The following is a 13,260-nucleotide window of genomic DNA, read 5'->3' on the forward strand; positions in this document are numbered from 1 at the left end:
CCCACTCCGTTTTATAACAAATTATATTGATAGTTCTTTCATTAGTGTATATAGGCTTACATCAGCCTCATGATTCTTTTCAAAAGCCTCTGGCATATCATAATCAATGACTTGATGATTGCGAATACCTACTGCTCGACCAGCCTTGCCTTCCATAAGTAATTCAACTGCATGTGCGCCAAACTGACTCGCTAATACGCGATCTCTTGCTGTAGGTGATCCACCACGTTGGATATGACCTAATACTGAAACACGTGTTTCTTTTCCTGTTTTTTCTTTTAACAGTTTTGCCAGCTCACTTCCTGACATAACACCCTCTGCCACAATAATAATACTATGCTTTTTACCACGTGCAGCACCACGATCTAAGCGTGCGACAATATCATCTAAATTATAATCTTCTTCTGGAATTAAAACTGTTTCAGCACCAGCAGCAAGACCTGCCCATAAAGCGATATCTCCTGCATCACGTCCCATTACCTCTACAATGAAAGAATTTTCATGAGATGTAGCAGTATCTCGGATTTTATCAATGGATTCTACTACTGTATTTAGGGCTGTATCAAAGCCAATCGTATATTCAGTTCCAGGAATATCATTGTCAATTGTTCCAGGTACCCCTACAACAGGGAAGCCTTTTTTCACCAAATCCATGGCACCTCGATAAGATCCATCACCACCAATGACAACAAGTCCTTCAATACCAGCAGCTCGTAAATTCTCAATACCTCGTTGCTGAACAGCATCTTCTTTAAATTCTGGGCATCTTGCCGAATTCAAATGCGTGCCACCGCGTTGGATAATACCACCAACTGCACCTAAATCAAGTTCTTCCATAAATCCTTTTACTAAGCCTTCATAACCATGCTTAATTCCGACAACATCAATTCCATGAAATGCTGCCTTACGAACGACCGCTCGAATAGCAGCGTTCATTCCAGGCGCATCTCCACCACTAGTTAATACAGCAATTTTTTTCATTGTCGAACCTCCTGCAGTTACTATTATTATTCACATTAACATGAAAAAACAAACTATGTAAGGGTTCTGGGGATACAAAAACATAACTTTTACATAAAAAATGAAAAGAATGCGCTTTCACACACTCTTTCCACCTAAAAACATCCTAAATCTAACATTTTTTCAAGAAGTCTGGCGTTTATTATGCGCTATTATCTTCTTTAATTTTTATAGCTTTTTAATATGTTAAGAAACAAATTTTGTCTCTTAACGAGCAAATATATAGCTTTTAAATTTTATATCCTATTAAAGTAAACAACATTCGTCTTTTTACAAACAGATTTACACTTCTGTATACTGTCCAATTTTTTTAAATTTTTCATAGCGATCTTCAACTAATTGTTCTCCATTTAAAGAATTTAATGCATGAAGTGTGTCACTAATGCATTCTTTAATAGAAAGGGCCTGTTTTGCTACATTGCGATGTGCTCCACCAATAATTTCAGGAATAATGCCATCAATTACACCAAGTTCTTTCAAATCAGGTGCTGTGATACGCATGGCTTCTGCTGCCTGCTTAGCCAGACTACCATCACGCCATAAAATAGATGCCGCTCCCTCTGGCGAAATAACAGAGTAAGTCGAGTTCTCAAGCATAAAGACACGGTTTGCTACACCTAATGCTAATGCACCACCACTTCCTCCTTCACCAATAACGATACTAATTACAGGCACAGTTAAGCCAGCCATTTCTACAAGGTTTCTAGCGATTGCTTCACTTTGACCACGTTCCTCAGCAGCTTTCCCTGGGTAAGCACCTTTAGTATCAATAAAACAAATAATTGGTCGTTTGAATTTTTCAGCTTGCTTCATCAAGCGTAGTGCTTTTCGATACCCCTCTGGATGAGGCATACCAAAATTACGACGGATATTTTCCTTAGTAGACTTACCACGTTGATGTCCAATTATTGTTACTGGTATCCCTTCGAAAATGGCAATCCCACCAAGAATGGCTGCATCATCACCAAATGTACGATCACCATGTAATTCAATAAAATTTTCACACATTGCTTCAATATATTGAAGCGTTGTAGGTCTTTCTGGATGCCTTGCTACTTGCACACGATCCCACGGCTTCATATTGGCATAAATCGATTGCTCTAATTGTGATAAACGTGTTTCAAGCTTCTCGATTTCACCAGACATATCAACTTCTGCTTCAGCAGCAATTGTTTTTAATTCATCAATTTTCTCACGTAATTGTACGACTGGTTCTTCAAATGCTAAATTTTTAGACATGTTGTACGCCGCCTTTCGTATGCATTTTTACAAGTAAAGAAACTTGTTTACGTAAATCTTTGCGATGGAAAATGGCATCAAGCTGACCATGCTCTAATAAAAATTCTGCTGTTTGGAAATCACTTGGTAGTTTTTCTCGTACAGTTTCTTCAATTACACGTCGCCCTGCAAAGCCAATCAAAGCCTGTGGCTCTGCAATATTTATATCACCAACAGAAGCAAAGCTTGCTGAAACTCCGCCTGTTGTTGGATGCGTTAAGATGGAGATGAACAATAAGCCTTGATCACTGTGGCGTTTTAATGCGACACTAGTTTTCGCCATTTGCATTAATGATAATACGCCCTCTTGCATACGAGCACCACCACTAGCGGTAAAGATAATAAATGGTACACCTAGTTCAGTTGCCTTCTCTACTGCTCGCGTAATTTTTTCACCGACTACAGAGCCCATTGACCCCATACGGAAGTGCGAATCCATAATCGCTACGACAATTTCTTCCCCATCTATTGTACCAACGCCTGTTAGGACAGCCTCATTCAAGCCTGTTTTCTCTTGGTCTGCTGCAATTTTTTCAACATACGCTGGGAAATTAAGGGGATTACTTGTTTGTAAATGATCATCCATGGATTCGAATGAGCCTTCATCTAAGAAATAGTCCACACGTTCTTGAGCAGTCATTTTGAAATGATGACTACATTTTGTACATACTTTATGATTTTTTTCTAATTCTTTTGTTAATTGAATGTGACGACATTCAGGACATTTTGTCATTAACCCTTCTGGAAATGCCTTTTCTTGCCCGTCCTCTTTCTTTTTTCGATTACCACTAAATAAGCTACGTATTGCCATGTTCGACTCCCCCTTTGTTGTTGTCTAAATGCTCTGTACAGTACTCATCCACTGCTCATAAGCTTTTAATGCTTCTTTTTCGTAACCCAGCTGCATCGATTTCAACATCGTTTGAATGATTAATTTTTCATCTTCTGTTGAGTTTCGATTTAAACGGTCGCCATCATAAGCTGCTAATTGAAACCAGATTTTTAATGAAAGACGATTACCTGTCGTAATTAATAGTTCTCTTAAAATATCTCGACAATTAATTGTACCTTCTATTTCTAGTTTCACAAAAAAACTATCCCACACAGGTAGTGTGCGAAGAATCTCTGTACAACTTATTACGCGGATTGCTTCCATTTCATGAATTTGTCGCGTTAATTCGACATCTTTTTTTGATTTTTCATCTTCTAATATAAACATCGACAGTATTTCTACGAGCTGATGCTTATGTGTGGACGCAAGAAAAGTACCACCACCATGTCTCGTTTCAATAAGCCCTAGCAACTCTAAGCTTCGCAAAGCCTCTCTCACAGAGGATCGCCCGACACCTAGACGCTCTGATAGAACTCGTTCGGAAGGTAGCTTCTCACCTGCTTGAATTTTTTCCATTTTAATGAGTTGACGTAGTTGTTGGACGATTTCTAAAAACACTTTTTTTTGTTCGGTTTTTTTATCCATACGACTAACTCCCCTTATCAAAAAAGTGGTCTGACCACTTTTTAACGTTGACTCTAGCTTACAAAATAACTGTGCAAAAGTAAAGAAAAAACTGCATAAAATTTAATGCAGTTTCTAATTTCTTGTTTCATTTTATATCTTTTTCGTCGTTTGCGCATGTTTTACTTTGATTTGCGGCTTGCCAAAACGTCTTTCTAAAACACCTTCAATCCATAACATTTCCTCCTCTACCAGCAGGTCTTGGACCAACTGAAAGGTTTGTGGAAAAAATGTAGTGGAAACTGTTCCAAACTCATCCTGTAGCTGAACAAAAGCCATTTGCTCACCTTTTTTCGTACGGATTTTCTTCACTTCTTCAATCAGACCAATCATTTTTATGGAGGTACCATCACGCTTCTGCTTCAACTCTCGACAGGTACTATTGATATCCGCCCAGAAGAGTCTTTCCTGTGCAACTGGATGGGTAGAAATATAAAAGCCCAAGCTCTCTTTTTCATGCATCAATTTTTCCTTCTGGGACATTGCTTCTGCCTGCATATATTTTGGTTTACCAAAACTAAATGCCATTGCTGATGCTAAATCAATATCTTCAGTTGGCCTTAAAAGTTCTGCGTGTTTCAAAGCTGCCTCGACTGTCATGATGAGGACGGCTCTATCTTTTTCTAGATAATCAAGCGCCCCAGCATATATCAATGATTCCAACACTTTTGGCTTAAAATGCTGCGCACTTAAGGCAACAGCTAGATCAAATAGGTTATTTAATACCTCTGGATTTGTTTGACGGAGTCCATGTATTTTTTCTATAAATGTATGAGGCACACCTTTAATTCCTGATAAGCTGTAGCGAATGCCTTCCTTTTCCACCGTAAAATATTTCGTACTACTTTTTAATGAAGGTGGATAAAATGGGATGCCCTTATCTTTTGCCTCATGGACAAATTGTTGAATCTTTTCTACATTTCCCGTGGCATTTGATAATAACGCTGCATAAAAGTTTTGAGGGAAATGCGCCTTTAAATAAGCCATTTGATAGGAAATAACACTATAGGCCACAGCATGACTTTTAGGGAAACCATAATCCGCAAAGCGTACAATCAGTTCGTATACTTCTTCAGCTAAACGCTGATCAAAGCCTTGGCGTAGCGCCCCCTGAACAAATGCTGTGCGTTGCTCCTCTAAAACTTGTCGATTTTTTTTACTCACTGCGCGGCGAAGCAAATCTGCCTGTCCCATTGTAAAGCCTGCCAGTACTGATGCAATTTTAATAATTTGTTCTTGATAAACGATCACACCAAAGGTCTCTTGTAAAATAGGCTCTAGCACTGGATGTGGCATCGTTACCATTTCTCTGCCAGCCTTCCGTTTTGCATAGACAGGAATAAAATCCATTGGACCTGGGCGATAAAGTGCATTTACAGCCACAATATCTAAAAAGGTTGTAGGACAGATATCACGCAAGGCTTGCTTCATACCGTCTGATTCTAATTGAAAAATCCCCAGCGTATCCCCTCTTTGTAATAGTTGAAACGTCTTGTCATCATGCATTGGGATTCGCTCGAATTCTATCCAAGGACCACCAGCTTTATAAATTGACCAACGTATTTGCTCTAAAATAGTGAGATTGCGCAAGCCTAAAAAATCCATTTTGACGAGACCACATGCTTCAATATCTCCCATTGGCCATTGCGTACTATAAATACCATCATGCCCTTCTTCAATCGGTACAGTATTCACTAAATGCGATGGAGCGATGACAATACCAGCTGCATGTATAGACGAGTTTCTTGGTAGGCCCTCCAATTTTAACGCCACCTCGTACCAACGCAAATGCTTATCATTCTCCGCTAACCAGCCTTGAAAGTCCTGTGACTCTGCTACAGCTCTTTGTAATGTAATTCCCGGCTTATTTGGAATCATCTTCGAAATTTTTTCTAGCATTTCCGCATCAAAGCCAAATACCCGTGCAACATCCCTGGCAACTGCTTTTGCAGACAATGTACCAAATGTAATAATTTGTGCGACATTAGCTTTGCCATACTTTTGGGCAACATACTGAATGACTTGATGCCTTTTACTATCAACAAAATCGATATCAATATCAGGTAAGGTAATTCTTTCAGGATTTAAAAAACGTTCGAATAATAAACCATAGGCAAGTGGATCTACTTGGGTAATCGAAAGACTATATGCCACAAGCGAACCTGCTGAGGAACCACGTCCAGGTCCCGTCAAAATTCGATTTTCTTTTGCATATCGCATAAAATCCGCCACAACCAAAAAATAGTCAGCAAAGCCCATAGAGCAAATAATTTCTAGTTCATACTGTAATCGTTCATGGTAAGCACCGGGTATTGCCAGTTGCTTGAATCGCTCTTCTAATCCAGTAAATGCTTCTTTAACAAGCAAGCTTTCAGCTGTTTCACCTTCAGGTACAGGAAATTTAGGCATTTGCACAGGCATTTTTGGTAAATCAGCTTTACAGCAAGCAAGCATTTTCGTACTGGCATCAAGCCAATCTGGACGATCCGCAAACCAATTTTGCCATTCGAATGCTGTTGGGGCAAAATAGCCCTGTACATCAGCTGTTTGCATAGTATTACCAAGCTTTTCTCCTGTATCAATTGCTCTTACTACTTCATAAGCAAAATGATCTTCTGGACGCAAGAAATAACAGCTTTGAGATGCTACAAGTGCAATAGCATGTTCTTCACACCAAGAAACGAAATCATCTTCTTGTTCAGCTTTTATCCCTCCAGGTCTAGCAATCCCCATATAGAGGTGATGGTTAAACAGTTGGACCAAAGCAGAAACCATTGCCTGCCAGTCATCTACATCTGTTAAATCGTCTGAAGAAAGTAGCGCTATACAACCTGCTGAATATCCCTCAAGCCATTTCCAAGGCAGCACATCATCTTGTCTAATTGAAATCGCACTACTAATCTTTAATAAATGTTGATAGCCCTCCTGCGTCTGCGCATACAGGACGAGGGGAAGCGTTTTATCATGCCACTGAACGTTAACCGAAAGCCCTATAACCGCATGGATATTTACTTGCTGCAATGCTTTACAAAAAGGCAAAAGCCCGTACAATTTCGTATTAACGATTGCACAGGCTTGTGTCTTTTGTTCTTGTAAAAAAGGAATCAATTGCTCAAGCCGAATTGTGCTTTTCAATAAATCCGCGCTCGTATGCATCTTTGTATATACATGTGTCAAATGAATCCCTTCCTTTTCTCTGTTAATGATACGCTTTACAAATCTCTTTTAATCTTGCAATAACGAGGTCTGCTTCTTCCCATGAATAGGCAGTAGCACCAGATGCAAGCGGATGTCCGCCACCGTTAAATTCTTTTGCTAATGTATTGATAATGGGACCCTTCGAACGTAATCGTACACGGATCTGATCCCCTTCTTCAATGAAAACAACCCATGAGCATATATCTTTAACACTGCCTAGGCAGCCTACTAATAAAGAAGCCTCAGATGGCACAGTGTCATGCTCTGCCAGTAATTCTTTTGTTAGCTTCACATAGGCAGCTCCATGCTCATCCATTGTAAAGTTTTGATAAATATATCCCTGTAAATTAAGTAATTTTTGCTCCATTTCGTACATGCCATCAAATAGTTGGTTTCGATCAAAATCATATGTAATCAGATCCGCAGCAACTTTAAATGTTTTAGCTGTTGTACTTGGGAATTGGAATCTGCCTGTATCGCCCACTATTCCTGCAAATAATAAGCGTGCAGCAGCATCTGAAAGTTTCCAGTTTGCTACTTCCTTGCCTTCTTCATATAATTCATAGATCATTTCACTACAAGAGCTTGCTGTCGTGTCCACCCATAAAAGATCACCATAAGCATCATCATTTGGATGATGATCAATTTTTATCACCATTTTTCCTTTTGTGTAGCGTTGGTCGTCAACACGTTCTGTATTAGCCGTGTCAGTGACAATAACTAAAGCATTTTCATACACTTCATCCGCTATTTCATCAGGCTGTGCCATAAAAGATAAAGAAGCATCATGTTCCCCTACAGCAAAAACCTTTTTATCAGGATAATTGGCTAAAATAATCTCTTTTAAGCCTTGCTGTGAGCCATAAGCATCAGGATCAGGACGTACATGACGATGGATAATAATGGTTTCATTGGCCTCAATTGTGTCGATGATTTGTCTTTTCACAATAATTTCCCCCAAAATGATAGTAAGAACCGTTAGCATTTTTACATAATTATCGTTACAATAATGTCTAGTTATGCTAGGAGGTTTACTATGCTCAATTTAATATTTGTGTTTGCGATTATCATATCTTTTGTTTTTTATTTTTATTTTAAAACAAAACAATTCCGTTCTCCATTACCTATTGCTAAAAACTGGTATAAAAGCAAAGCGAACATCGGCTTAGGTTCCTTAATATTGTCATTTGCTTTAAATCAAGCTTATTTATTCCCGAGCTTATTTACATTTATTATTGTAGCAATTCTTGCCGCGCTCGGCATCTTAGTTATTGTAGAAAATATAAAAAAAGCACGTCATTATGGACAATTTGTTGAGGAAGAATTCCGCATTAATCAATAATATATGTAACAAAGGGATGACCAAGCAATTGCGCTAGGCCATCCCTTTTCAATACTTAACGTTCTAATAGTTGGAACATCATCATTGCCTTACCAACAAGCATTTGTTGATTATACACTTCAAAATCCATCTTCACAAACTTACGACTCATATCTAAAATCCGAGGCTTAACAGTTAGCGTACTTTCCATTTGGACTGGTTTAATAAAGTAAATAGTCATATTCTCTGCCACTGCATCTCCACGTTTACGTCGTTTTAATGCGAATGAACCGACCTCAGCTAGTAAAGTTGTAAAAGCACCGTATGAAATTGCTCCATATTGATTAGTCATTTGTGGTGTGACTTTAAATTCAACGATGAGTTCTTCATCACCTAATACCTTCATTTCATTTTTCACTAAATCATCAATCGTTTCACCATGCTGTGGCTGTCTTTGTGCTAATTGCAACGCCTTCAGTACATCTTGACGGCTAATAACACCCTGTAAAATATTGTCGTCATCTACAATTGGTAAAAGATCAATCCCCTCCCAAATCATTCGATGCCCTGCCGAAGCGACACTCATTTTCATGGAGCCTGCAATTGGGTTTTTCGTCATTACTTTTTCAATAAGCTCGTTTTCTTCACGACCAATGACGTCTTTTACGGTAATCATACCGACCAATTTATTTTGGTGGGTAACTACAGGAAATGCACCATGGGTTGTACGTTCATTCAGCTTCTGGAAATGATGAATTGTTTCATCATTTTTTAATGCTGCAGTGTCAGTCATCGGTACATAAATGTCTTCGATAAAAAGAATATCTTTTTTAATCAATTGGTCATAGATTGCCCGGTTAATCATTGTTGCTACTGTAAACGTATCGTAGCTTGTTGAAATAATTGGTAAATCTAATGAATCTGCAAGCAACTTATTATCTTCCGTAGTATCGAAACCGCCGGTGATTAAAACAGCTGCCCCCGCTCGAAGGGCATTCTCATGTGCTTTAATACGGTTACCAACAATTAATAAGCTACCTGCATCAGTGTAACGCATCATGTCCTCTAATTGCATAGCCCCAATAACAAATTTTGTTAGTGTTTTATGTAGACCTGATTTACCACCTAAAACTTGGCCATCTACAATATTAACAATTTCTGCAAAAGTTAAGCGCTCAATATTTTCTTTCTTTTTTTTCTCAATACGAATTGTTCCAACACGTTCAATAGAACTTACTAAGCGACGATTTTCAGCTTCCTTAATTGCACGGTAAGCTGTTCCTTCACTCACTTGCATTTCCTTTGCTATTTGCCGTACTGAAATTTTATCGCCCACGGGTAGTGATTCGATGTATTGTAAAATTTTCTCATGTTTTGTAGACAAAATATCACCTATTTCCTAAGCTTCAATTCTGCTCTTAGTGTACCATATTTTTTATGAAAATATTTAATATAAAGTGATGAAATTGTTTAACTTTCCCCATCATTTCAACTACCAGCGTGGTGTCAATTCATATAGTACAGCATTACCAACGATTAGAAACAGTTTACTTTTTCGCCAGCTTTCAAAATTTGAACTTCTGTATTTTGTACTAAATCTGCAAAAATCTGTGGATCTTGCTCGATTGGTGGGAATGTATTGTAATGAATCGGTACGACAATTTTCGGCTTTAAAAACGAAACTGCACACGCTGCATCCTCAGGCCCCATTGTAAAATTATCACCAATTGGTAAGAATGCAATATCAATTGGATGTCGTTCACCAATTAGTTTCATATCACCAAAAAGAGCTGTATCGCCCGCATGATAAATTGTTAATCCTTCAATAAATAATAAAATTCCAGCAGGCATGCCCATATAAATTATTTCGTTATTTTCTGTTACATAAGAAGAGCCATGAAAGGCTTGTGTAAACTTTACTTTACCGAAGTCAAATTCCTTCGCACCACCTATATGCATTGGGTGTGTTTTTACACCTTGCCAAGAAATCCAATTAGCCAGCTCATTTGGCGCAATGACTAGCGCATCTTTTTTCTTCGCTAATTCTACTGTATCTCCAACATGATCATTATGGCCATGTGTAAGTAAAATAATATCTGGCGCTTCGTCAGCCACTTTTAAGTCTGTTTGCCCATTGCCATTAATAAAAGGGTCAATTAATATCGTTTTTCCATTTGTTTGTATTTTGACAACTGAATGTCCATGATAACTTATTTTCATCTTAACATCCTCCTCGATTTACAAAGTACAGTCCAACATTTTAATTCGCTACCCATGCGCTTTTTCCCTTTTTTTGATATGCTTGTACAGAGAATAATGGTAGTATTCTTTAACAGCTTTATACCCTGTTAGAGCATAATTATTCAGTACTCTATAAGAAACCTCGCTACTTTTTTCGGCAGTCGAAGCTTTCTTACGTAAAATTTTCAATGCACTAAAAGGAGGACATATTAATGTCAAAGGTTGAAGAAATCCAACGTTACTTGCAGCAAAATCATATCGATGCAGCGTTCGTAACAACACCTGACAATGTTTTTTACGTTTCAGGCTTTAAAAGTAATCCACATGAAAGATTACTAGGAGTCATGATTTTTAAAGATGCGGAGCCTTTTCTAATTTGTCCACAAATGGAGATTCCAGATGCAAAGGCTGCTGGTTGGTCTTATGAGGTAATTGGTCATCAAGATACAGAAAATTCGATGGAAGTTCTTGCTCAAGCGATTGTAGCACGCCAAATCACCCCAGCTACATTTGCTATTGAAAAAGCACAACTCATTGTTGAGCGCTTGGAAGCTTTACAGCAATCTTTCCCTCAAGCTAGCTTTGTGCGTCTTGACAAAAAAATTAATGCGATGCGCGTAATCAAAGATGAAAGTGAATTAGAAAAATTACGTAAAGCTGCTGAATTGGCCGATTATGCAATTGAAATCGGTTGCAAGGAAATTGCTGAAGGTAAAACAGAAATGGAAATCCTAACAGCGATCGAAAGTGCCATTCAAGATAAAGGCTGTAAAATGTCTTTTGAAACAATGGTATTGAGTGGTCCAAAAACTGCCTCTCCTCATGGGAAGCCAGGTGCACGTAAAATTGAAAAAGGTGATATGGTACTATTTGACCTTGGCGTTATTTACGATGGCTATTGCTCAGATATTACACGTACTGTAGCTTTTGGGGAGCCTAGTGAAGCACAAAAAGAAATTTATCAAACTGTTTTAGCTGCCAATACAAATGCTGTCGCAGCAGTAAAACCAGGTGTTCGTGCGATGGACTTAGACAAAATTGCGCGTGATACAATTACAGAGGCTGGTTATGGTGAATATTTCACGCACCGCCTTGGACATGGTCTTGGTATTTCTGTGCATGAATTCCCATCTGTTACAGGTGCCAATGAGATGACGATGGAAGAAGGTATGGTCTTTACGATTGAGCCTGGCATTTATAAATCAGATGTAACAGGCGTACGTATTGAGGATGATGTTGTCGTTACAAAAGATGGCGTTGAAGTATTAACAAAATTCCCGAAAGATTTAATCATTCTATAATGCAAAAAAGGAAGCAACTAGTGTGCTTCCTTTTTCTCTGTCCAGCAAAGTTTATTGAATTAATTCATCCACATTGACAAATGGTAGTCCTTGCGAATCTGCCACTGCTTTATAAACAAGTTGTCCATCTAATGTATTCACACCTTTTTTCAGTGCTGCATTATCAAGGCAAGCTTGTTTGTAGCCTTTGTTGGCAATTTGAAGTGCATATGGGATTGTATTATTTGTTAATGCAATTGTAGAAGTACGTGGTACCGCACCAGGCATATTTGCAACTGCATAGTGTACAACGCCATGCTTCACATATGTTGGATCATCATGTGTTGTCACACGATCAGATGTTGCAAAAATACCACCTTGGTCAATTGCAATATCCACTACAACAGAGCCGGCTTGCATTGATTGAATCATTTCTTCCGATACAAGTTTCGGTGCTTTTGCGCCTGGAATTAATACAGCACCAATAACTAAATCTGAATCTTTCACTGATTCTGCAATATTATATGGATTAGACATTAATGTTTGAACATCGCGTCCAAACATATCTTCTAATTGACGTAAACGTTCTGGGCTTAAATCGATAACTGTCACATCAGCACCCATGCCAACAGCAATTTTTGCAGCATTTGTACCCGCAATACCACCGCCAATTACTGTCACTTTTCCACGTTGTACACCCGATACACCACCTAATAAAATACCTTTACCAGCATGGTTTCTCTCTAAGAACTGTGCACCAATTTGTGTAGCCATTTTACCAGCGACTTCACTCATTGGTGTTAACAAAGGTAATGAACCATTTGCTAATTGTACTGTTTCGTAGGCAATTCCTACAACTTTTTTATTTAAAAGTGCCTGAGTTAATTCAACCTCTGGCGCTAAGTGTAAATAAGTGAATAAAATTTGACCCTCGTAGAAGTAATCATACTCAGAAGCTACAGGTTCTTTTACCTTCATAATCATTTCTTGGGACCAAGCTTCTTTAGCTGTTTGAACAATATGAGCACCTGCTGCAATGTAATCAGCATCCGTAAAGCTTGAACCTAGCCCCGCTCCTGTTTCAATGTACACTTCATGCCCTGCATGTGTTAAAGTGACAACTCCTGCTGGTGTCATTGCTACACGGTTTTCATTGTTTTTAATTTCCTTTGGAATACCAATCTTCATTGTTTCCTATCCCCTTCCATAACGTAAGAAATAAGCATCATTTATGTAACTAAACTTGATGCACCCCTTGCACTTCCATATTACCAAACAATTGCAAAAAAAGCTTTAACTAATGCAAATACAGATAAAATTTATAAGATTTCCAAAATAACAAATATTCAAACGTTGTATATCATTATAAATTACTATATTTAAAAACTAAAAAGGAGTATAGGTAG

The 13,260-nt window shown here is 38.3% G+C and carries 11 protein-coding genes; 2 read left to right on the plus strand and 9 right to left on the minus strand.

Annotated elements, in window-relative coordinates:
- Window positions 1-21 precede the first annotated feature (21 nt).
- The 6 genes from pfkA to BFM98_RS12530 all read right to left on the minus strand — a co-directional run bounded on the left by pfkA (window position 22) and on the right by BFM98_RS12530 (window position 7,958).
- On the minus strand, window positions 22-981 hold the full coding sequence (pfkA, locus tag BFM98_RS12505) for a 6-phosphofructokinase (protein ID WP_048393573.1): 960 nt from the start codon (window positions 979-981) through the stop codon (window positions 22-24).
- 321 nt (window positions 982-1,302) lie between these two features.
- Window positions 1,303-2,259: an acetyl-CoA carboxylase carboxyltransferase subunit alpha gene (locus tag BFM98_RS12510; protein ID WP_066037550.1), complete on the minus strand. Its 957-nt coding sequence runs from the start codon at window positions 2,257-2,259 to the stop codon at window positions 1,303-1,305.
- Entirely contained in the window at window positions 2,252-3,109 is an 858-nt protein-coding gene (gene accD, locus BFM98_RS12515; protein ID WP_048393568.1) for an acetyl-CoA carboxylase, carboxyltransferase subunit beta, read from the minus strand. Before accD ends, BFM98_RS12510 begins: the two co-directional genes overlap by 8 nt.
- Window positions 3,110-3,133: 24 nt before the next feature.
- Entirely contained in the window at window positions 3,134-3,775 is a 642-nt protein-coding gene (locus BFM98_RS12520) for a FadR/GntR family transcriptional regulator (protein ID WP_048393566.1), read from the minus strand.
- Between the two features lie 132 nt (window positions 3,776-3,907).
- Window positions 3,908-6,991 carry a DNA polymerase III subunit alpha gene (gene dnaE / locus BFM98_RS12525; RefSeq protein ID WP_066037551.1) on the minus strand — a complete coding sequence of 1,028 codons (3,084 nt, stop codon included), beginning with the start codon at window positions 6,989-6,991 and terminating at the stop codon, window positions 3,908-3,910.
- A gap of 22 nt (window positions 6,992-7,013) precedes the next feature.
- On the minus strand, window positions 7,014-7,958 hold the full coding sequence (locus BFM98_RS12530) for a DHH family phosphoesterase (protein ID WP_083225370.1): 945 nt from the start codon (window positions 7,956-7,958) through the stop codon (window positions 7,014-7,016).
- Window positions 7,959-8,048: 90 nt separating this feature from the next.
- On the opposite strand from BFM98_RS12530, the gene BFM98_RS12535 reads away from it, so the two are divergent.
- Window positions 8,049-8,354, plus strand: coding sequence for a YtpI family protein (locus tag BFM98_RS12535; RefSeq protein ID WP_048393558.1), 306 nt, complete (start codon window positions 8,049-8,051; stop codon window positions 8,352-8,354).
- 55 nt (window positions 8,355-8,409) lie between these two features.
- Here BFM98_RS12535 and BFM98_RS12540 read toward each other — a convergent pair whose 3' ends face one another.
- Together BFM98_RS12540 and BFM98_RS12545 are read right to left on the minus strand one after the other, a co-directional pair.
- Complete coding sequence (locus tag BFM98_RS12540) at window positions 8,410-9,717, minus strand: DRTGG domain-containing protein (RefSeq protein ID WP_004226205.1); 1,308 nt, start codon at window positions 9,715-9,717, stop codon at window positions 8,410-8,412.
- 152 nt (window positions 9,718-9,869) lie between these two features.
- The gene (locus BFM98_RS12545; RefSeq protein ID WP_016994815.1) at window positions 9,870-10,553 is read right to left on the minus strand and encodes a metal-dependent hydrolase; all 684 of its coding nucleotides are present in this window, start codon (window positions 10,551-10,553) and stop codon (window positions 9,870-9,872) included.
- Window positions 10,554-10,786: 233 nt separating this feature from the next.
- Between BFM98_RS12545 and BFM98_RS12550 the strand changes: the two genes are divergently transcribed.
- Window positions 10,787-11,875: a M24 family metallopeptidase gene (locus tag BFM98_RS12550; protein ID WP_066037553.1), complete on the plus strand. Its 1,089-nt coding sequence runs from the start codon at window positions 10,787-10,789 to the stop codon at window positions 11,873-11,875.
- A gap of 51 nt (window positions 11,876-11,926) precedes the next feature.
- On the opposite strand, the gene ald is transcribed toward BFM98_RS12550, so the two are convergent.
- Window positions 11,927-13,042, minus strand: coding sequence for an alanine dehydrogenase (ald, locus tag BFM98_RS12555; RefSeq protein WP_004226195.1), 1,116 nt, complete (start codon window positions 13,040-13,042; stop codon window positions 11,927-11,929).
- Between the last annotated feature and the right edge of the window lie 218 nt (window positions 13,043-13,260).

It is taken from the genome of Lysinibacillus sp. AR18-8, assembly GCF_001705465.1.
GTDB lineage: Bacteria > Bacillota > Bacilli > Bacillales_A > Planococcaceae > Lysinibacillus > Lysinibacillus capsici.

Excerpts from the sequence above, each read along its gene's own strand:
- pfkA (WP_048393573.1), bottom strand. The coding sequence starts at position 981 with ATGAAAAAAATTGCTGTATTAACTAGTGGTGGAGATGCGCCTGGAATG.
- BFM98_RS12510 (WP_066037550.1), bottom strand. The coding sequence starts at position 2,259 with ATGTCTAAAAATTTAGCATTTGAAGAACCAGTCGTACAATTACGTGAG.
- accD (WP_048393568.1), bottom strand. The coding sequence starts at position 3,109 with ATGGCAATACGTAGCTTATTTAGTGGTAATCGAAAAAAGAAAGAGGAC.
- BFM98_RS12520 (WP_048393566.1), bottom strand. The coding sequence starts at position 3,775 with ATGGATAAAAAAACCGAACAAAAAAAAGTGTTTTTAGAAATCGTCCAA.
- BFM98_RS12535 (WP_048393558.1), top strand. The coding sequence starts at position 8,049 with ATGCTCAATTTAATATTTGTGTTTGCGATTATCATATCTTTTGTTTTT.
- BFM98_RS12545 (WP_016994815.1), bottom strand. The coding sequence starts at position 10,553 with ATGAAAATAAGTTATCATGGACATTCAGTTGTCAAAATACAAACAAAT.
- BFM98_RS12550 (WP_066037553.1), top strand. The coding sequence starts at position 10,787 with ATGTCAAAGGTTGAAGAAATCCAACGTTACTTGCAGCAAAATCATATC.
- ald (WP_004226195.1), bottom strand. The coding sequence starts at position 13,042 with ATGAAGATTGGTATTCCAAAGGAAATTAAAAACAATGAAAACCGTGTA.